Source organism: Pseudomonas sp. NPDC079086 (assembly GCF_044542155.1).
GTDB lineage: Bacteria > Pseudomonadota > Gammaproteobacteria > Pseudomonadales > Pseudomonadaceae > Aquipseudomonas.
In genome coordinates this window covers 809,706-830,083 of record NZ_JBITTY010000002.1, presented here as the reverse complement: position 1 = coordinate 830,083, position 20,378 = coordinate 809,706, and the positions used below count along the sequence as shown (strand labels likewise).

Sequence of the window (20,378 nt, the reverse complement as noted above, 5' to 3'; positions counted from 1 at the left end):
TTTCGATCTGCTGCTCGTCGGCTCTGCCGCGTTAGAAGCAGGCGCTCGCTCGCGAGATCGTAAACAGGTTCTAAGCGGTTCAGCGCGGGATCAATTAGCGCGCTATGATAGCCGCCGATTACAAACACTGAAAATTTATCCAGCCTTTTCGCGTCAAGACCCCATGCTCAGTACCGAACTCAAGTCCCAGATTCAGGGCGCCTATTCCCGTTTTCTCGAAGCCAAGTCGCTCAAGCCGCGTTATGGTCAGCGCCTGATGATTGCTGAAATTGCCAAGGTGCTAGGGGCAATCAAGACTGACGACGAAGGCCGACGTCTAGGAGATCCTGCGGTGGTGGCGGTTGAGGCCGGCACCGGTACGGGCAAGACGGTGGCTTACAGCCTGGCCGCGATTCCTACTGCCAAGGCCGCGGGCAAACGTCTGGTGATCGCCACTGCCACCGTGGCACTGCAAGAGCAAATCGTGCACAAGGATCTACCAGACCTGATGCGCAATAGCGGGCTGAATTTTAGCTTCGCCCTGGCCAAGGGGCGGGGTCGTTATCTGTGTTTGTCCAAGCTGGATATCCTGCTGCAGGAAGGCCAGGCGCAGAGCGCCACTGCCCAGTTGTTCGAGGAAGAAGGATTCAAGATTGATGTGGATGAGCAGAGCCAGAAACTGTTCACCACGATGATCGAAAAACTCGCCGGCAATAAATGGGACGGCGATCGTGACAGCTGGCCGGAAGAGCTGGAAGACACGCGCTGGTCGCAACTGACCACCGATCACAGCCAGTGCACCAATCGCCATTGCCCGAACTTTCAGCAGTGCGCCTTCTACAAAGCGCGCGAGGGCATGGGCAAGGTTGATGTGATCGTCACCAACCATGACATGGTCCTGGCGGATCTGGCCCTGGGTGGCGGTGCGGTGCTGCCGGACCCGCGCGACACCCTTTACGTGTTCGACGAAGGCCATCACCTGCCAGACAAAGCCATCGGCCATTTTGCTCACTTCACCCGTCTGCGCTCGACTGCCGATTGGCTGACTCAGATCGACAAGAATCTGACCAAGCTGCTGGCGCAGAACCCTTTGCCGGGGGATATAGGCAGGTTGATCGAGCAGGTGCCGGAACTGGCACGAGAGATCAAAACCCAGCAGCAGTTTATGTTTGCGGCCTGCGAGCAGGTGGCCGATTTCAAGCCAGGTGAGGATATGCAGGGCCGCGAGCGGCCGCGCCATCGCTTTGTCGGCGGTGTGGTACCGGAGCATCTGACCGAACTGGGCCTGGAGCTGAAAAAGGGTTTTTCCAAACTCAATGATCTGTTTACCGGCGTGACCGAACAGCTCAAGGAAGCCATGGATGGTGAGGGCGCTGTCGGTATTGCCAGTCATCAGGCCGAGGAATGGTACCCGCTGTTTGGCAGCCTGCTGGCGCGGGCCAAGGGCAACTGGGAGCTGTGGCTGGCCTTTACTGCTGAAGACCCGGAGGAAAGCCCACCGATGGCGCGCTGGCTGACCCTGGCCGACAGCGGTGCGTTGTTTGATATCGAGGTCAACGCCAGCCCGATCCTGGCCGCCGAAACCCTGCGCCGTAACCTGTGGAATGTCGCCTATGGCGCCTTGGTGACCTCGGCGACCCTAACAGCGTTGGGCACCTTTGATCGCTACCGCATGCGTGCAGGCTTGCCGAAAGTGGCGGTCACCACCGTAGTGCCGAGCCCGTTTCATCACGCCGATGCTGGTGTACTGCGGGTGCCTAACCTGAATGCCGATCCGCGTGATGCGGTGGCCCACACGGCGGCGATCATTCGCGATCTGCCTGGTCTGGTTGAGGGCTCGCGCGGCACCCTGGTGCTGTTCTCCTCGCGCAAGCAGATGCAGGAGGTCTTCGATGGCCTGGAGCGCGACTGGCGCAAGCGGGTATTTATCCAGGGTAATTTGTCCAAGCAGGAAACCCTGAACAAGCACAAAGCGCGGGTCGATTCCGGTGAAGAGAGCGTGCTGTTCGGCCTGGCCAGTTTTGCCGAAGGCGTCGATCTGCCAGGTGCTTACTGCGAACATGTGGTGATCGCCAAGATCCCCTTCGCCGTGCCGGACGATCCAGTAGAAGCGGCCCTGGCCGAATGGATCGAAGCGCGCGGCGGCAACCCCTTTATGGAAATCGCTGTACCAGACGCGTCCTTGCGCTTGGTGCAGGCGTGCGGGCGTTTGCTACGCACTGAGGCCGATCGCGGCATCATCACCTTGCTCGACCGGCGGGTGGTCACTCAGCGCTATGGCAAGTCGATTCTCAATGCCTTGCCGCCGTTTCGTCGGGAAATCAGTTAGCAGTTCGCCTGTCAGTTACCAGGCTGATGGAAAACGTGGGCGAGGCAGCCAAGGCAAGAATGGCCTAGGAAGCGGAATTTACTGGCTGTAAATGAGCATGACGAGTTTCACTCGTCCTCCGGGTCACGTTAAAGCGCGTTAGCCGCAAGCGGCTTTCCGAGGCCGTTTTTAAAGCAGTATTGCCAACGCAGGAAGTTTTCAGCGGACTGGTAAGCAACTCATTGAGTCTTATCGGCTCCAATGACGCGTGAACAATGCCTTGATAGTCACCAGGGCCTGAATTTTGCCTCGGGCAGTATTGCCCAGGTCGGTTGAAACAATGCGGGAGTGTGGTTCGTGAAGGTTAAGCGCAGGTTGCAAACGGCTGTTCTGCTTTCAGCGCTCGTGGGTTTTGTCGGCAACGCTATGGCGACAGGGCCGCAGGAGTTGTTCAACTTTGTTCGGCCAATGGATGCCGTACAAGTCACCACGCAAGATGCCGATTTGCCCAACCGTATCGGCGAGCCGACCCCGCAAGGTGAAGTGCTGCGGCGGGTGACCTTCCACCCCGCCGAGCAGCCGAGCCTGCGTCTCACCCCGCAAAACGGTAGCTGGGACTGGTCGCAGCAGGCGCAGGTTAGCTTGCGTATGCAGAACGCCATGGACTGGGCGCTGACTCTGGATGTGCTGATCGAGAGCACTGACGGCCAGCGTCTGAGCACGCGCATCGCCCTGCCTGCTGGCCCTGCGCAAACTCTGTTGATCCCTTTGCAGGCAGCTTCGCCCCGCGATCAAGGCATGCGTGCCGGTGTGCCGATGCCTTGGACGCACAAAGGCCAGCGCCTGCTGCTGGCGGATACAGTCAGCGGGGCGCTGGACCTGAGCAAGGTCAGTGCCGTCACCCTGTCTATGCCGCAGCCGAAAGCCGCGCAACATATTCTAATCAGCCAGTTTGGCGTGACCGACGAGCAGTTCGCGACTGCGGCCTATGCCGGTATCGTCGACAGTTACGGCCAATATGCGCGAGCCGATTGGCCGGGCAAGGTCAAGAACGATGAGCAACTGCAGCAGGCCGTGGCCCAAGAGCAGAAGCAACTGCATGCCTGGCTGGCTGAGCGTCCCGCACAGGACAAGTTTGCTGGCTGGACTGGCGGGCAGCCGTTTGAGGCGAGCGGTTTCTTTCGCACCGAGAAACGTGATGGCCGCTGGTACCTGGTAACGCCAGAAGGCCATCCGTTCTACTCGCTGGGCGTCAATGCGGTAACTACGCAGCAGAGCGCCACCTACGTTGAGGGACGTGAGGCGATGTTTACCGGGTTGCCGCAACCGGGTGATGCACTCGCGGCCTATTTCGGCACCTCCGACAGCCGCAGCGACACTGGCGCCAACCAGGGACGGGCGTTTGCCAGCGGGCGTTGGTTCGATTTCTACAAGGCCAACCTGCAGCGCAGCTATGGCCAGCTTGATCCTGCGGCGTGGCGCACGCTGAGCCAGGATCGTCTGCAGGCCTGGGGCTTTAACACGCTGGGTAACTGGAGCGACCCCACATTTGGCGGCGATACCCGCATGCCGTTCAGCATTCCGCTGTCGATCCATGGCGATTACGCCACTATCAGCACCGGTGTCGACTGGTGGGGGGCGATGCCTGACCCGTTCGATCCGCGGTTCGCCATGGCCACCGAGCGTGCCGTGGCAATCGCGTCGCGCGATCATCGTGAAAATCCCTGGTTGCTTGGTTATTTCGCCGATAACGAATTGGCCTGGGCCGGTCCTGCGGATGATCCTAACGGCCGCTACGCCCTGGCTTACGCCACGCTGCGCCTGAGCACCGATGTGCCGGCCAAGCGCGCCTTCCTCAAACAGCTGCGCGACAAGTACCGTAACCACAATGGCCTGTCCCGCGCCTGGGGTATCGAGCTGCCGGCCTGGGAATTGATGGAAGACCCGGGTTTTCAGGCGCCGCTGCCCAGTGCCGAGTTCCCGGCCATTGAGAAGGATATGCAGGCATTTTTGCGCCTGTATGCCGACACCTACTTCAAGACCATTGCCGACTCGCTCGATTGGCATGCGCCCAACCACCTGCTGCTGGGCGGTCGTTTCGCCAGCAGCATCCCCGAAGCGGTGAGTGCCTGCGCAAGCTTCTGCGATGTATTGAGCTTCAACTTCTATACCCGCGAGCCGCAGCACGGTTATGACTTTGCTGCACTGCGTCAGCTCGACAAGCCGCTGATGATCACCGAGTTTCACTTCGGCTCGCGTGACCGTGGCCCGTTCTGGGGCGGGGTTGCCGAGGTCTACAAGGAAGAGGAACGCGGCCCGGCCTATGCGCATTTCCTGGCCAAGGCCCTGGAAGAGCCGCAGATCGTCGGTTTGCACTGGTTTCAGTACCTTGATCAGCCGGTTACCGGACGTTTGCTGGATGGTGAAAACGGTCATCTGGGCCTGGTCGGAATTACCGACCGGCCGTGGGATGGCTTCGTCAAAGCCGTGCGCAAAGCCAACCTGGATGTGCCGAAAACGCTGCTCAAACCGGTAGCGGCGCCAGTGCCGGCGACCCCGTAAAGGGCTATTCGCCGCGCTGATAGTGGGGTTGCCAACCTTGCGCAGGGTTCTCCACAGGCGTTAGAGCTGAAACAATCGGCCGAGCATTTGGCCGAGTATGAGAAAGGGGAGCAGGGTGGTGCAGATACAGGGTTATTTCGACCTCAAGTTCGAGTCGCTGAGAGACGCCTTTGCGGCGTTGTTCGAAGAGCCGCAGGAGCGCGGCATGGCGCTCTGCGTGCAAATCGGCGGTGAAACCGTGGTAGATCTGTGGGCCGGTGTGGCCGACAAGGATGGCCAGCAGGCCTGGCACAGCGACACCATCCTCAACCTGTTTTCCTGCACCAAGACCTTTACCGCAGTCACCGCCCTGCAACTGGTGGGCGAAGGCAAACTCGAACTGGATGCACCGGTGGCGCGCTACTGGCCCGAGTTTGCCGCCGCTGGCAAGGACAAGATCACCCTGCGGCACTTGCTCAGTCATCAGGCCGGGCTGCCGGCCTTGCGCCAGATGCTGCCGGCTGAGGCGCTGTACGATTGGCAGGCGATGACCACGGCCCTGGCCGCCGAGCAGCCCTGGTGGGCATTGGGTGAGGGCCATGGTTATGCGCCGATCACCTACGGCTGGCTGGTGGGTGAGGTTTTGCGCCGGGTCGAGGGGCGCGGGCCGGGCGAATCCATCGTCGCGCGCACGGCCAAACCCCTGGGGCTAGATTTCCATGTCGGCCTGGCGGATGAAGAGTTTGAGCGGGTGGCAATCATTTCCCGTGGCAAGGGTAACTTCGGCGACGCGGCAGCCCAGCGCCTGCTCAAGACCATGATGAGCGAGCCTGCGGCGATGAGTACGCGCGCCTTTACCAATCCGCCGTCGATCATGACCAGCACCAACAAGCCGGAATGGCGACGTATGCAACAGCCTGCGGCGAACGGCCATGGCAATGCCCGCAGCCTGGCCGGTTTCTACAGTGGTTTGTTGGATGGCCAGTTGTTGGAAAGCGAGTTGCTGGCTGAGCTGAACCGCGAGCATGCGGTGGGCGATGACAAAACCTTGCTGACCCGCACCCGCTTTGGCCTGGGTTGCATGCTCGACCAGCCAGAGGTCGCCAACGCTACGTACGGCATGGGGCCGCGCGCCTTTGGCCACCCTGGAGCCGGCGGCTCAATTGGCTTTGCCGACCCAGAGCGGGATGTGGCCTTTGGTTTTGTCACCAATAATCTAGGACCGTTCGTCTTGATGGACCCCCGTGCGCAGAAACTTGCGCGTTTGTTAGCTGATTGTTTATAGCGAGCTCGGCTAGACTGCTGCGCAACATGGCATGGTCCGCCTCTGAGCGGGCCAGTGGCCCGCTCCTTTTTTGCTTATCACGTGTGGATACCTGATGCTCGCTAACAAAACTCTCGCTATCGCCCTGTGTGTTCTGATCAGCGGTTGCAGTGCTTTCGACAAATCCGCAAAGCCTGCTCCGAAAGTGGTGCCTATGCCGCCACCTGCAGTTACCCAGGCCTGGCTGGATGTGTATGAGCCGAAGGTGCGTGAAGCGATCAAAGGCACTCATTTTGAGTTCGAACGCCGCGAAAACCTCTTAGTAGTTACTGCGCCTGTGCAGGGTTCGTTTAACCCGGATCGCCCAAACATGATGCTGCCGAGTACCTTGGGCCCACTGAGCCGTATGGCCAAGCTGCTGGAAAGTGATGAAACCATTGGCGTGCTGATACTTGGTCATGCAGACAGCAGTGGTGAAGTGAATGCTAATCGCGAACTGAGCCACCAGCGCGCTCGTGCCTTTACCTCGATTTTCCGCCTCAGCGGCCTCAAGCAGAACCGCCTGATGGTCAAAGGCCTTGGCTCGGACATGCCACGCGCGGCCAACGACAGTCAGCAGGGCCGTGCGCTGAACCGTCGGGTGGAAATTCTCCTGACCTCGAAAGCCACCCTCAATGCGCTGATCTCCAAGTACAGCCAGCCTGCGCCCGCCGTTGCAGTCGCCGCGGTCAAGCCTGTGACTGACAAGAGCGCGAAAACCGTGGCTAAAGCCGACAAACCAGCCAGCAGCCAATAGGCTCTAACGTTATTGGTGTTGCTGTGGATCAAGCCAAATAGAGCGCTCGCGGGTAAGCTAGGCAGCTTCTGTTGAGAGGATGTGCCGATGACTCAAACCTTGGCTGATATGCGTCGTGACTACACCCGCGATGGCTTGAGCGAAGCACAAGCGCCGCTTGAGCCTTTTGCATTATTTGAGCAGTGGTTTGCCGAAGCGGTGAAGACCGAGCAATTGCCGGTCGAGCCTAATGCCATGACCCTGGCGACCGTCGATGGAGAAGGGCGCCCGCATTGTCGGGTGCTGCTGCTCAAAGGTCTGGATGCCAGGGGCTTCACCTTCTTTAGCAACTACGACAGTGCCAAAGGCCAGCATCTGGCCGCCAATCCCTTTGCCGCCATGACCTTCTTCTGGCCCAGCCTGGAGCGGCAAGTGCGTATTGAGGGGCGTGTTGAGCGAGTCAGTAGCGAAGAGTGCGATGCCTACTTCCAGGTGCGTCCGCTGGGCAGCCGCTTGGGCGCCTGGGCTTCGCCGCAGAGTCGGGTGATTGCCGATCGCACCGAACTGGAAGGCCTGCTGGCTGAGACCGAGCAACGCTTTCTGGATCGCGCGCCGCATTGCCCGCCGCACTGGGGCGGTTATCGCTTGCTGCCGGAACGCATCGAGTTCTGGCAAGGCCGTTCCAGTCGTCTGCATGACCGTCTTAATTTCCGCCTGCAGGGCGCTGCCTGGCTGCGTGAGCGCCTAGCACCCTGAGCGCGCTAGTCGCCGGAGTATTGTGCGGCAGCGTGCTCCAGCCAGGCTGGCAGGTCGTTGCGTTTGATCCCGGCGGCCTGCGCCTCAGCCAGGCGAGCGAGCATATAGCTGCGCTTGGCTGTTAAGTCGCCAGCCAGTGACAGCGCAAGGTCGCGGTCGATCCAGCGCTTGATCCGCACATACAGCCACCAATGGAAGTACAGCCCGGCAACACTGGTGATGGCGACAATAAAGTAATCCATAAATCCCCCAAGCTAAGCTCTAGCTTAGGCTGATTGGATGCTGAGATTGCACGCGGCGAAGTGTCGCGCCGTGGCCCTGTGCTGCGGCATGGGTAAAGTTTTGCTGCATATTTGCGGGTGACAGCTAAGCTGCGCAGGCGTTTTAATGAGCGCCTGCCTAACTGGAGAAACAATCATGCGTAAACCCTTTCTGTTGGCTGCCTCGTTTTCCGTGCTGGCCCTGTTGGGCGGCTGCGCCTCCAGCCTGACTGGTGACACCTACTCACGCGATGAAGCACGCACCGTGCAGACCGTACGCATGGGCACTATCGAATCGTTGCGCCCGGTGAAAATCGAAGGCACGAAAACCCCAATCGGCGCAGGTGCTGGTGCGGTTATTGGCGGCGTGGCCGGTAGTGGCATTGGCGGCGGACGGGGTAGTGCGGTGGCTGCGGTGATTGGCGCAGTGGCCGGTGGCCTGTTGGGGGCGATGACTGAGGAAGGTCTGACCCGTACCCAGGGTGTGGAAATCACCGTGCGCGAAGACGACGGCAGCATGCGTGCCTATGTTCAGGCCGTCGAAGAGAATCAGATTTTCCGCGTCGGTGAGCGTGTGCGCATCATGACCGTGAATGGCACCAGCCGCGTTACTCAGTGAGTGTCGAAGAGGCCGGATCAGTCCCGACTGATCCGGTTTTTTATTGCCTTTTTTCCAGATAAACCAGATGTTTATCGGCGTTTCGCAGGCTTTTCAGGCAAGCTCGTGGAAAACACAGCGTTTAGTAATAATTCTATCCATGACGGTTGGCCGATAGTTATGGATAATCGCGCACGTTTTGGCGTCGACGGGCTTTAGTCGCCGCGCGGTGCAATACTTTTGCGCGGGTTGCAGCTCAGGTGAATCCTGCGGCTGCGGCCAGTAAGCAGGTTAGGGAGTCAGCCGGGTACGGGGACGTGCCGGGTTTGTATTAAGGGGTTTTTCTATGACGCTTGCGCTGATCATCGCCTTGCCATTTCTCGGTATTTTTCTGCCTTTGTTCGCCGAGCGCCTGGGCCGTTCCGCCTGCGCGGTGGCGGCTGCATTGGCACCGCTGACGGCTCTGGTATTGCTGTTCTCGCAGCAGTCTGCGGTGTTTGCTGGCGAGTTGCTCAAGGTCAAGCTGGAGTGGTTGCCGGCTCTGGGCCTGAATCTCAGTTTGCGCCTGGATGGCCTGGGTTTTCTGTTTGCCCTGCTGATTCTCGGTATCGGCCTGCTGGTGATTCTTTACGCGCGTTACTACCTGGCGAAGAAGGAGCCGATGGGGCGCTTCTTCGCCTTCCTCCTGCTTTTTATGGGCGCGATGCTCGGCGTGGTGCTCTCGGAAAACCTGCTGCTGATGCTGATGTTCTGGGAACTGACCAGCCTGTCGTCGTTCCTGCTGATCGGTTTCTGGGGCGCCCGTTCGGATGCCCGCAAAGGCGCACGCATGGCCTTGGCCGTGACGGGCGGTGGTGGCCTGGCGCTGTTCGCCGGGATTCTGTTGATCGGCCATATCGCGGGCAGTTTCGAGTTGTCTCAGGTGCTGGCTGCTGGTTACGCCATTCGCGCCCATGAGCTATACCCGCTGGCGCTGATTCTGGTGCTGTTGGGGGTGTTCACCAAGTCGGCGCAGTTCCCGTTCCATTTCTGGCTGCCACATGCGATGGCCGCGCCGACGCCGGTGTCGGCGTATCTGCACTCGGCGACCATGGTCAAGGCTGGGGTGTTTCTGCTGGCGCGTCTGTACCCAGCCTTGGCGGGGTCTGAGTGGTGGTTCTACCTGGTCAGCATCACCGGCCTGGTGACCTTGCTGGTCGGTGCCGGGATGGCGTTATTTCAGCATGACCTCAAGGGCCTGCTGGCCTATTCGACCATCAGCCACCTGGGCTTGATCACCTTGCTGTTCGGTCTGGATACCCGCCTGGCCGCGGTGGCGGCGGTGTTCCACATCATCAACCACGCCACCTTCAAGGCCTCGCTGTTTATGGCGGCGGGGATCATTGATCACGAAACGGGTAGCCGCGATATGCGGCGTATCAACGGCATGTGGAAGTACATGCCGCATACGGCCGTGCTGGCCATGGTGGCGGCCTCGGCGATGGCCGGTGTGCCGCTGCTCAATGGCTTCCTGAGCAAGGAAATGTTCTTCAGCGAGACGCTCAACCAGCACCTGCTGGGCAGCTTCAACTGGGTTATCCCGGCGGCGGCAACCCTGGCTGGGGTGTTTTCGGTGGCCTATTCGTTGCGCTTTATCCACGACGTGTTTTTCAACGGCGAGCCAATCGACCTGCCGCATTACCCACCGCATGAGCCGCCGCGCTATATGAAGGTACCGGTGGAGATTCTGGTGTTTCTCTGCCTGCTGGTGGGGATCGTGCCGGCCTACACCGTGGCCCCGCTGCTGGCGGCAGCTGCTTCGGCAACCCTGGGCGGCGATGTGCCGACTTATAGCCTGGCAATCTGGCATGGCCTCAACCTGCCACTGCTGATGAGCTTTATCGCCCTGTTCGGCGGGATTCTGGTGTACGTGTTCCGCCAGCCGTTGTTCCGCTGGTATGCCGGGTTGCCGAGCGTAGATGCCAAGTTGATCTTTGAACGTGGTGTAGTGCTTGTGATCCAGGCGTGTACCGCCGTGACCCGATGGTTAGAAAATGCTTCGCTGCAGCGTTACCTGGCGCTGTTACTCGCTGCAGCGTTAATCGTGGTGACCCAGGGCCTGAGTTCGTTGCCACAAATCAGCGGACCGCTGGCCATGGCGGAGATCGACGGCATCACTGCTTTGGGCCTGGGCATCATGGCCCTGGCCGCATTGGTGACGGTTATCTTCCATCGCCAGCGTCTGGTCTCGTTGCTGATGCTCAGCGTGGTTGGGCTTATGGTGGCCCTGGCCTTTGCCCGTTATTCGGCACCTGATCTGGCCCTGACCCAGCTGTCGGTAGAGGTGGTGACGATCATCCTGTTGATGCTCGCATTGTTCTTTCTACCGGCGCAGACCCGCATCGAATCGAGCAGCCTGCGTGGCTTGCGCGATTTCACCTTGGCGGTCGGCACTGGCGTGATGGTGGCGATGCTGGTGTTCGCCGTGCTGACGCGGCCGTACGACAGTATTTCGGCGTTCTTCCTGGAGAACAGCGTACCGGGCGGTGGCGGCACTAACGTGGTCAACGTGATTCTGGTGGACTTCCGTGGCTTCGATACCATGGGCGAGGTCACCGTATTGGCGATTGCCGCCGTGGGTATTTTCGCCCTGCTTGACGGCTTGCGCCTGTTCCAGCCGAAGGTTGATGCGCAGGGCCGTAACTGGGCGCGTGATCGCCATCCGCTGATCCTCGCCACCCTGTCACGTGTGCTGTTGCCGATGGCATTGCTGGTCTCGGTGTTTATCTTCCTGCGCGGCCACAACCTGCCCGGCGGCGGCTTTATCGCCGGCTTGGTCACGGCGGTGGCGTTGATCCTGCAGTACGTCGCCAGTGGTGTGCAGTGGACGCAATCGCGCCTGCCGCTGAATTATCAGGGCATGGCCGGTCTTGGCGTATTGATTGCCGGACTGACCGGCCTGGGCAGCTGGCTGTTTGATCGGCCGTTCCTGACCTCTGCTTTCGGTCATTTCGACATTCCGCTGATCGGTGAAATCGAGCTGGCCACCGCCATGCTCTTCGACTTGGGCGTGTACCTGACGGTGGTCGGCGCGACCCTGCTGATTCTCGCCAACCTGGGCAAGTTGACCCAGGAAAAAGTTGTAGAAGAGGTGCTTTGAGATGGAAGCCATATTTGCCGCAACCCTGGGCATCCTCACCGCCAGCGGTGTGTACCTGCTGCTGCGCGCGCGGACCTTCCCGGTAGTGCTGGGGCTGACGCTGATTTCCTATGCGGTCAACCTGTTTCTGTTTGCCATGGGCCGCCTGCAGAGCGGCGTGGTCACGGTGATCGGCCAGGGCATTGAATACGCTGACCCATTGCCGCAGGCGCTGGTGTTAACCGCCATCGTGATCGGCTTTGCCATGACCGCCTTTGTGGTGGTGCTGGCGCTGCGCAGCGTTGGCGAAACCCAGACCGACCATGTTGACGGCCAGGAGCCTGCGCAATGAATCACGGCTTGATCCTGCCAATCCTGCTGCCGATGTTTGCCGGCAGCCTGTTACTGCTGGGCGCGGGCCTAAGCCTGCGGGTCAAACGCAGTCTGTCGCTTGTGGCCACCTTGTTGTTGCTGCCGTTGAGCTGCTATCTGCTCTGGTTGGCCGATCAGGGCGTGCTGCAGGTATATGCCGCCGGTAACTGGGCAGCCCCCTTCGGCATCATCTTGCTGCTTGATCGCCTGAGCGCCTTGATGCTGGTAGTCACGGCGGTACTCGGCAGCTTTGCCTTGTTGTATGCGGTGCGCGGTGATGATCAGCGTGGGCAGAGTTTCCATGCGCTGTTCCAGTTCCAGCTGATGGGTATCAACGGCGCCTTTCTCACCGGCGACCTGTTCAACCTGTTCGTGTTCTTTGAAATCCTGCTGATCGCCTCCTATGCGTTGCTGGTGCATGGCGGCGGGGTAGAGCGGGTGCGTGCGGGGTTGCATTACGTGGTGCTGAACCTGGTAGGTTCGGCGTTCTTCCTGCTCGCGGTGGGCGTGCTGTATGGCATCACCGGCACCCTGAATATGGCCGATATGGCCATTCGGGTGGCCGCTGCCGGGCCGGATGACGCAGCGCTGCTCGGCGCTGCCGGCTTATTGCTGCTGGTGGTGTTCGGCCTCAAGGCAGCGTTTCTGCCGCTGTATTTCTGGCTGCCCAAGGCCTATGCCTCGGCTACCGCTCCGGTCGCCGCACTGTTTGCGATCATGACCAAGGTCGGCCTGTACTCGATCATCCGCGTATACACGCTGATCTTCGGTGACGAGGCCGGCAGCCTGGCCAATATGGCCAACGACTGGCTCTGGCCGATTGCCCTGCTGACTCTGGCGCTGGGCGTGATCGGCGCGCTGGCGGCAGTCAGTCTGCAAGGGCTCTTGGCCTATCTGGTGGTGGTGTCGGTCGGCACCTTGCTCGCCGGCATTGCCATCGGCACCGAGCAAGCCCTGGCCGCTGCCCTGTATTACCTGGTGCACAGCACCTGGGTGGCCGGTGGGCTGTTCCTGCTGGCTGACTTGATTGCCCGTCAGCGTGGTGAAAAACAAGCGCTGCTGGTGCAGGGCCCAGCGCTGCAGAATCCACATCTGCTCGGTGGCCTGTTCTTTTTCGGCGCGATTGCCGTGGCCGGTCTACCGCCGCTCTCCGGGTTTATCGGCAAGCTGCTGTTGCTGCGTTCGCTGGAGCCTGGCCTGCAGGCGCTGTTGCTCTGGCCGATTGTACTGGGCGGCGGCTTGCTGACCCTGATTGCTCTGAGCCGTGCCGGCAGCATGCTGTTCTGGCGCGTTGGCCTGAGTCAGCTGGACAGTGCTGAGCTGGATTACGGCCGGTTGCTGGCCTGTGCTGGCTTGCTGCTGCTAAGCCTGCTGCTGATGGTCGGTGCCGCGCCGCTGCTCAGTTACGTCGAGGCCACGGCCAGCCAGCTGCATGACCTGGCGTTGTACCGGCAAATCATCGAATCGGGAGCTGCACGATGAAAGCACGTCGCTGGTTACCCCATCCGCTGCTGAGCTTGTGCCTGCTACTGGTCTGGATGCTGTTGATCAATGACCTGAGCCTGGGTCACTTGCTGCTTGGAGCGCTGCTCGGCTGGGCGATTCCACTGCTGACCCAGGTGTTCTGGATCAACCCGCCACGGGTCTACAAACCATTCAAGCTGTGCGTGTTTTTGCTGCGCATCCTTGGCGATATTGTTATGGCCAACCTGCAAGTCGCCAAACTGATCCTCGGCTCGCCCGCCAAGCTGCGTCCTGCTTTTGTGGAGATTCCTCTGGTGCTGGAGGACGAACTGGCTCTGACCATGCTCACCAGCATCATCTCCCTGACCCCTGGCACGGTGTCCGCCGATCTCAGTGATGACCGCAAGCTCTTGCTGGTGCATGGCCTGGATGTGCCCGATGTTGAGGCCTTGGTGGCGGAAATTAAACAGCGCTACGAAGCACCCCTGTTGGAGGTATTCACATGCTCGCCTACGTGATTCCGCTGTGCCTGGTAATCATCGGCATGGCCCTGATACTGACCACGGCTCGCTTGATCATCGGTCCGGACTTGCCCGACCGTATCCTGGCCCTGGACACCCTGTATATCAACGCGATTGCCATGCTGGTGCTGTTTGGTGTCTGGCTGGGCTCCAGCCTGTATTTTGAAGCGGCCCTGCTGATTGCGGTGATGGGCTTTATTGGCACAGTAGCAGTGGCCAAGTATCTGCTGCGTGGCGACATCATCGAATAGGAACGAGTTTACGATCTGCTGCGCGTCGGCCCTGCTGCGTTAAGAACAGGCCGGGACGCGGCGTCTCGGATTGCTCATTTACAGCTCGTAAACTCCGCATCCTCGCCTGTTCTTGCCTTGCATGGCTCTAGCTCGCGAGATCGTAAAAGCGTTCTATGGAGGTTGTTGAATGGATACCTGGATCGAAGCGCTGGTGGCGCTGTTTCTGCTGATCGGCAGCCTGTTCGCGTTGATCGGCGCGATTGGCCTCTACCGCCTGCCAGATTTTTTTATGCGCCTGCATGGGCCGACCAAGGCCAGCACCCTTGGCGTGGGCGGTATGGTAATCGCCTCGCTGATCTACTTCAGCTTTCGTGGCGAGGGCGTCAGCCTGCATGAACTGCTGATCGCCCTGTTTCTGTTTATCACCGCACCGGTCAGCGCCCATATGCTGGCCAAAGCCGCGATGCAGCAGAAGCTGCGGATTAGTGAGCAAACTCGCGGTAAACCTTGGGAACAATGAGCCTGCCTCGGGTCGGCGATACGGTGTTAGAACCGGCCTCGCTCTAGTTCGCGAGACCCGAAATAGGCTCATAAACCAGCCCACACAGTTCGCGGCGCTGACTGTATCTGTCGGTGCCGCACCGGCCTCTCTACACTGCAGCCTTTAGTTTGGGGCTTTGCTATGCGTGAGCAGGGAAGGGGCATCGCGGTGATCAGCCTGGTGGTCGCCATGGCGCCGTGGGGCAGTTCCTTTATTGCGCTGAAACTGGCCTTTGTCGAGTTGCCGCCGCTGTGGGTGATTTTCGGCCGTATGGCCCTCGGCAGCCTGGTGTTTCTGCTGGCCTGGCGCTGGCGCGGAAAGATGCATTACCGCGCCGGTGACTGGAAGTACCTGCTGGGCCTGGCGGCTTGCGAGCCTTGTCTGTATTTCCTCTTCGAGGCGCTTGCGCTGCAACACACCAGCGCAGCGCAAGCGGGCATGGTCACGGCGTTGCTGCCGCTGCTGGTCGCAGTAGGAGCCTTCATCTTTCTGCGCGAGCGGATCAGCCGCATCACCCTGGCGGGCTTTCTCCTGGCGCTGATCGGTGCCATATGGCTTAGCTTGGCCGGTAGCGCCGACGAGCATGCGAGCAACCCGGTTCTCGGTAACCTCTACGAGCTGCTCGCGATGCTCTGCGCCATGGGCTACACCCTGTTGCTCAAGCATTTGTCATCACGCTATTCGCCCTTTCTGCTCACCGCCATGGTGGCTTTTGTTGGCACCATTTTCTTTCTGCCCTTGGCCTGGTTCAGCGCGCCGTTGCCAGCCAGCGTCAGCCCCATGGGCCTCGGCGCGGTGGCGTACCTGGGCATATTGGTCACCGTGGGCGCTTACGGGCTATACAACTTTGGCGTCAGCCGCTTGCCGGCCAGCCAGGCGTCGGGCTTTACCAACCTGATCCCGGTGTTCACCCTGCTGTTCGCCATACTGCTATTGGGCGAAAGCCTGAATACCGTGCAGATAATGGCGGCGGCATTGGTGTTTGCCGGTGTGTTACTGAGTCAGTGGCAAGGCGCGACGCCTATGCCTGCTGGAGTTCTGGATTGAGGACAAAGTGATGAGTGATAGACGAACTTGGGCGCGTGAGGCGATCCGCATCATCGAGGCGGATTTTCAGCGCAGCGCCGATACCCATCTGATTCCCTTGGCGCTGCCGGGTTTGCCCGGTGTTGAGCTGTATTTCAAGGACGAGTCCAGCCATCCCACTGGCAGTCTCAAGCATCGCCTGGCGCGTTCACTGTTTCTTTATGCTCTGTGTAACGGCTGGCTCAAGCCCGGTGCGCCAGTGATCGAGGCGTCCAGCGGCTCCACGGCGATTTCCGAGGCCTATTTTGCCCGCTTGCTGGGGCTGCCGTTTATTGCGGTGATGCCGGCCAGCACCTCGAAGGAGAAGATCGCGCAGATTGCTTTTTACGGCGGGCAGAGTCATCTGGTGCAGGACCCGACGCAGATATACGCCGAGTCTGAGCGCCTGGCGCGTGAGACCGGCGGGCATTTTATGGATCAGTTCACCTACGCCGAACGCGCCACCGATTGGCGCGCCAACAACAATATTGCCGAGTCGATCTTCCAGCAGTTGCGTAGCGAGCGCTTTCCCGAACCGAGCTGGCTGGTGTCCAGCCCCGGCACCGGCGGTACCCTAGCCACTTTGGGCCGCTATGTCCGCTATCGCCGCCACAACACCCAGGTGCTGTGCGCCGATGCCGAGCGTTCGGTGTTCTTCGATTACTACCGCACCGGCGATGCCAGCCTGTACCTGAACCATGGCTCGCGCATAGAGGGCATCGGCCGGCCCCGGGTCGAGGCGTCCTTTCTGCCGTCGGTGATTGATGCCATGTGCAAAGTGCCGGATGCCATGTCCCTGGCCGCCATGCATTACCTGGCGCAGCGTCTGGGCCGCAAAGTGGGTGGCTCCAGCGGCACCAATCTGATTGGCGCGCTGCTGGTGGCGCAGCGCATGGTTGCGGCTGGCGAGCCTGGCTCGGTGGTGGCGATTCTCTGCGATGGCGGCGAGCGCTATGCCGACACTTACTACAACCCGGACTGGCTTAGTGCTCAGGGCTTCGAGCTGACTGGGTTAATCGCAGCGGTGGCCGATTGTGCGGAGCGCGGCGTCGTGCTGCCCGGTGAGTTACCCACGGCAGGGCTGTAGATGGATAACCTGCGAATTCGCGAAGCCCTGGCCGCCGATATCGACAACCTTTGCGCGCTGATCTTCGAGCACGGGCCGAATCCTTGGAATCACCTGCCTCCTATCGAGGTAACGGCCCATCTCCAGCAGATTGCCGATGGCTCTGTATCGGCATTGTTGACTGAGCGCGGCGGTGAGCTGCTGGGGTTTGTCAGTTATGAGCTTTCGCGGCATTTTGCCCGCTACCAGCCGCCGGCGCGCCGCGATTTAGAACATGCCTATATCTGCGAAGCAGTCACCCATCGTGCTGTTGCCGGACAGGGCCTGGGCTCACGGTTACTCAAACAGGTGATTGCCGAGCTGGTTGAGCAGGGCGTGGGCGATATCTATATCGACCGCCACGAAGAGAACGCTGCCTCGGCCGGAATGATGCGCAAGGCGGGGTTTGTTGAAATCGAGACCTACGCTGACCCCGAGCGCCGCCCTAATGGCTCGCGGCGCACTACGGTCTGTTGTCTGCGTCTGCACGTGTAGTCGGCCGCTCGCGATCCTCTTGGCAAGCCGTCCTGGTCTAAAGTCACTGCTGTAGGTGGGCGTACACCGCGCCCCGAATGCAGCAGGAGAAATGCCATGGGAATTGTGCGCAGCTGCTTGCACATGCTGCTGTGGTCGGCCGTTTGGCTGAGCTTACCGGCGCTGGCTGCCGAAGATACGGCAGGATCGAAGGACCATCCGCTGTTGTCACGCTACCCGGATTCCTACATCGCTGAGTACGAGCAGAACTACAACGTCGCGCAGTTCGCCACCGGCAGCCAGGATGGTGTGCCACAGCGACAGGCCGTGGAAGGTGATGCCACGCAGATTCGCTATTACCACAACACCGCCGATACTCAGCCCAGTCCTTTACAGCTGCTGCGCAACTACCAGAATGCGCTCAAGGCGATTGGTGGCGAAGTCATTTACGAGCGCCTGCCCCAGGACGGCGATGGCGGTGAAACCACTCTGAAAGTCACGACCGGTGGTAAAGACGTGTGGGTGCGTATCGAGCCGGAGATTTTCAGCGCACCGACGCAGAGCTACAAGCTGGTGATCGTCGAAGTGGCCGCCATGCAGCAGGTAGTCAGTGCTAATCAGTTGCTTGATGAACTCAACCGCAACGGCTTTATCGCCCTGTATATCAACTTCGACACCGGTAAAGCCGAGCTCAAGGCCGATGGTCAGGCCACGGTGGCGGAGATTGTCAGCATGCTCAAAGCCGCGCCGGATCTGCGCCTGGCCATCGAAGGCCATACCGACAGCCAGGGTCAGGCCGAGGCGAACAAACTGCTGTCTGAACAGCGCGCACAGAGCGTGATGAAAGCCATAGTTGCCTCTGGTATCGACGCGCAGCGGCTGACCGCCGCCGGTTTCGGCCAGGAACGGCCAGTGGCGGACAATCGCAGTGAGGAAGGACGGGCAAAAAATCGTCGGGTCGAATTGGTTAAACAGTAGCGGTCAGAGTCTGTAGCCCCTGATTGGGTGGCTAAAGCCTGAACACGTTGAGGCTCTGCATATCTGTGCCAGGGCCAGGTCGTCTAGCTTGATCCCTGGTTTGTAGGATGGCCCGACACTGTCCAGCGCGGTCGATGGCGTGAAACTCCGGCTGCCTTGGCCGCCGGAGTTGTGAGCAGGTTGGGGTGTCAGGCGGAAAATCCACCATCAATCATCAGGCTTGAACCTGTGATATAGCCTGCTTCCGGACCCGCCAGATAAGCCACGAAGCTGGCAATCTCTTCGGCGCGGCCGTAACGGTTGATGGCCATCAATTGCTTCAGGCTATCAGCAAACTCGCCGTTTTCTGGGTTCATGTCGGTGTCCACCGGGCCCGGTTGCAGGTTGTTCACCGTGATACCACGGCCACCCAGGTCGCGGGCCAGGCCCTTGGTCAAGCCCACCAGTGCGGCCTTGCTCATGGCATATACCGCGCCACCGGCGAAGGGCATGCGCTCGGCATTGGTGCTGCCGATGTTGATGATACGGCCACCGTCGTTAAGGTGTTTGGACGCTTCCTGACTGGCGATCACCACGCTGCGCACGTTGATCGAAAGCGTGCGGTCGATATCTTCGATGCTCATTTCTTCGATTGGGGCGATGGCCAGTACACCGGCGTTGTTCACCAGAATATCCAGTTGGCCGAAGGTGCTCAGGGTTTGCTGAATGGCGCCGCGAATGGCGCTTTCGCTCGCGCTGTCGGCTTTAATGGCTAGGGCTTTGCCGCCGGCGGCCTGGATTTCCTTCACCAGTGTTTCGGCATGCTGGGCGCTCTGGCTGTAGGTCAGGGCAACCGCAGCACCGTCACGAGCCAGACGTTTGGCGATAGCGGCGCCAATGCCACGGGAACCGCCTTGAATAAAAGCTACTTTGCCGCTGAGGGAAGAGGTGTTCTGAGTCATGTCGATCTCCATACAAGTAAGTGAGTGTGTGGGTACTTCTTGGTGTTGGAGTGAGTATCTGCCTCGGATTGATTTCTAATAAGCCTGTAATACGCATATGCTTTCGATCCAAATGCTATCGAATGCTCGCGGGGGAATAGCCTATGGACACGCTTAATTGCATCGAATGTTTTATTCGCAGCGCCCAGTCCGGCAGCTTTGCCGAGGCCTCGCGGCGTCTGGGGCTGACGCCGGCTGCGGTCGGGAAGAATGTGGCGCGGCTAGAGGCTAGCCTGGATGTGCGACTGTTTCAGCGGAGTACGCGCAAGCTGAGTCTTACCGAGGCCGGCGAGCACTTTCTGGCCGAAGCGGCGGGTGGCCTGAGTACTCTGCAACTGGCGATGGAGAATCTCACCAGCCTGCGCAGCCAGCCGGCAGGTGTTCTGAAGGTGAGCATGGGCCTGTCGTTCGGCCGTGAGTACATGGTGCCGCTGCTGGGGGAGTTTCTACGGCGTTATCCGCGCATCGTGCCGGACTGGCATTTTGATAACCGCCAGGTAGACCTGATTGCCGAAGGCTTTGATGCCGCCATTGGCGGTGGCTTTGATATTCCCCAAGGTGTGGTGGCGCGTGAGCTGGCACCAGCCCACCGCATATTATTGGCGGCACCACAGTACCTGGAGCAGGCTCCGCGCTTGGATTCACCCGCGGATCTACCTCAGCACGCCGGCATCTTGATTCGCTCACCGCAAACCGGCCGCGTGCGCCCTTGGGCCTTGCGCAACCGCGAGGGCCTGTTGGCTTCCGCAGAGATGCAAACCCGGATGACCTTCAGCGACCCGGAAGCCGCCTGTGTCGCAGCCGAGAGCGGGCTCGGCATTGCCTTGGTCAGCACCGGCCATGCCCAGATATACCTGCGCCGAGGCACAGTGCAACGGGTATTACCGGACTGGCATGTGGATGCGGGAGCTCTTTCGATTTATTTCGTCGGGCAAAAACTGTTGCCGCAAAAGACCCGCGTGTTTATCGATTTTGTCCGCGAGCAATTCCAGCAACAGGGGCTGGAAAAGCTCTTGTCAGCGCTGTGAGGGTTAGGGTGCCTTGGG

General features: G+C 60.2%; 19 protein-coding genes. 17 read left to right on the top strand and 2 right to left on the bottom strand.

Annotated features, from left to right (window positions below; genetic code table 11):
* The first annotated feature begins 163 nt into the window (after positions 1–163).
* The 5 genes from dinG (at position 164) to pdxH (ending at position 7,623) form a co-directional block, all read left to right on the top strand.
* Positions 164–2,308: an ATP-dependent DNA helicase DinG gene (dinG, locus tag ACIGEK_RS13565; RefSeq protein WP_397493808.1), complete on the top strand. Its 2,145-nt coding sequence runs from the start codon at positions 164–166 to the stop codon at positions 2,306–2,308.
* A 405-nt stretch (positions 2,309–2,713) separates the two neighbouring features.
* Positions 2,714–4,849 carry a beta-agarase gene (locus tag ACIGEK_RS13560; protein ID WP_397493807.1) on the top strand — a complete coding sequence of 712 codons (2,136 nt, stop codon included), beginning with the start codon at positions 2,714–2,716 and terminating at the stop codon, positions 4,847–4,849.
* Between the two features lie 118 nt (positions 4,850–4,967).
* On the top strand, positions 4,968–6,113 hold the full coding sequence (locus ACIGEK_RS13555; RefSeq protein WP_397493806.1) for a serine hydrolase domain-containing protein: 1,146 nt from the start codon (positions 4,968–4,970) through the stop codon (positions 6,111–6,113).
* 94 nt (positions 6,114–6,207) lie between these two features.
* Entirely contained in the window at positions 6,208–6,888 is a 681-nt protein-coding gene (locus tag ACIGEK_RS13550) for an OmpA family protein (RefSeq protein WP_397493805.1), read from the top strand.
* Positions 6,889–6,975: 87 nt separating this feature from the next.
* Positions 6,976–7,623, top strand: coding sequence for a pyridoxamine 5'-phosphate oxidase (gene pdxH, locus ACIGEK_RS13545; protein WP_397493804.1), 648 nt, complete (start codon positions 6,976–6,978; stop codon positions 7,621–7,623).
* 5 nt (positions 7,624–7,628) lie between these two features.
* On the opposite strand, the gene ACIGEK_RS13540 is transcribed toward pdxH, so the two are convergent.
* Positions 7,629–7,865 carry a hypothetical protein gene (locus ACIGEK_RS13540; protein ID WP_397493803.1) on the bottom strand — a complete coding sequence of 79 codons (237 nt, stop codon included), beginning with the start codon at positions 7,863–7,865 and terminating at the stop codon, positions 7,629–7,631.
* A 175-nt stretch (positions 7,866–8,040) separates the two neighbouring features.
* Here ACIGEK_RS13540 and ACIGEK_RS13535 point away from each other — a divergent pair, with 175 nt between their 5' ends.
* From ACIGEK_RS13535 to ACIGEK_RS13485, 11 genes are all read left to right on the top strand, one after another.
* Positions 8,041–8,502, top strand: a complete 462-nt coding sequence (locus tag ACIGEK_RS13535) for a glycine zipper 2TM domain-containing protein (protein WP_397493802.1) — start codon at positions 8,041–8,043, stop codon at positions 8,500–8,502.
* A 325-nt stretch (positions 8,503–8,827) separates the two neighbouring features.
* Positions 8,828–11,620, top strand: a complete 2,793-nt coding sequence (locus ACIGEK_RS13530) for a monovalent cation/H+ antiporter subunit A (RefSeq protein WP_397493801.1) — start codon at positions 8,828–8,830, stop codon at positions 11,618–11,620.
* A 1-nt stretch (position 11,621) separates the two neighbouring features.
* Entirely contained in the window at positions 11,622–11,951 is a 330-nt protein-coding gene (locus ACIGEK_RS13525) for a Na+/H+ antiporter subunit C (RefSeq protein WP_397493800.1), read from the top strand.
* A complete protein-coding gene (locus ACIGEK_RS13520) occupies positions 11,948–13,453 on the top strand; it encodes a monovalent cation/H+ antiporter subunit D (protein ID WP_397493799.1) in 1,506 nt (501 codons plus the stop codon). Before ACIGEK_RS13525 ends, ACIGEK_RS13520 begins: the two co-directional genes overlap by 4 nt.
* Positions 13,450–13,953, top strand: coding sequence for a Na+/H+ antiporter subunit E (locus ACIGEK_RS13515; protein WP_397493798.1), 504 nt, complete (start codon positions 13,450–13,452; stop codon positions 13,951–13,953). The genes ACIGEK_RS13520 and ACIGEK_RS13515 overlap by 4 nt, the downstream gene beginning before the upstream one ends.
* Positions 13,938–14,207: a K+/H+ antiporter subunit F gene (locus tag ACIGEK_RS13510; protein ID WP_397493797.1), complete on the top strand. Its 270-nt coding sequence runs from the start codon at positions 13,938–13,940 to the stop codon at positions 14,205–14,207. Before ACIGEK_RS13515 ends, ACIGEK_RS13510 begins: the two co-directional genes overlap by 16 nt.
* 169 nt (positions 14,208–14,376) lie before the next feature.
* A complete protein-coding gene (locus ACIGEK_RS13505; RefSeq protein WP_397493796.1) occupies positions 14,377–14,709 on the top strand; it encodes a Na+/H+ antiporter subunit G in 333 nt (110 codons plus the stop codon).
* A gap of 162 nt (positions 14,710–14,871) precedes the next feature.
* Entirely contained in the window at positions 14,872–15,777 is a 906-nt protein-coding gene (locus ACIGEK_RS13500; protein ID WP_397493795.1) for a DMT family transporter, read from the top strand.
* Between the two features lie 10 nt (positions 15,778–15,787).
* Positions 15,788–16,882 (top strand): PLP-dependent cysteine synthase family protein, encoded by a 1,095-nt coding sequence (locus ACIGEK_RS13495; RefSeq protein ID WP_397493794.1) that lies wholly within the window; start codon positions 15,788–15,790, stop codon positions 16,880–16,882.
* Complete coding sequence (locus ACIGEK_RS13490) at positions 16,883–17,395, top strand: GNAT family N-acetyltransferase (RefSeq protein ID WP_397493793.1); 513 nt, start codon at positions 16,883–16,885, stop codon at positions 17,393–17,395.
* 96 nt (positions 17,396–17,491) lie between these two features.
* Positions 17,492–18,352 (top strand): OmpA family protein, encoded by an 861-nt coding sequence (locus tag ACIGEK_RS13485; RefSeq protein ID WP_397493792.1) that lies wholly within the window; start codon positions 17,492–17,494, stop codon positions 18,350–18,352.
* A gap of 188 nt (positions 18,353–18,540) precedes the next feature.
* Here ACIGEK_RS13485 and ACIGEK_RS13480 read toward each other — a convergent pair whose 3' ends face one another.
* Positions 18,541–19,293, bottom strand: a complete 753-nt coding sequence (locus ACIGEK_RS13480; protein ID WP_397493791.1) for a 3-oxoacyl-ACP reductase family protein — start codon at positions 19,291–19,293, stop codon at positions 18,541–18,543.
* Positions 19,294–19,436: 143 nt separating this feature from the next.
* Here ACIGEK_RS13480 and ACIGEK_RS13475 point away from each other — a divergent pair, with 143 nt between their 5' ends.
* Positions 19,437–20,360 carry a LysR family transcriptional regulator gene (locus ACIGEK_RS13475; RefSeq protein ID WP_397493790.1) on the top strand — a complete coding sequence of 308 codons (924 nt, stop codon included), beginning with the start codon at positions 19,437–19,439 and terminating at the stop codon, positions 20,358–20,360.
* Positions 20,361–20,378: the final 18 nt, after the last annotated feature.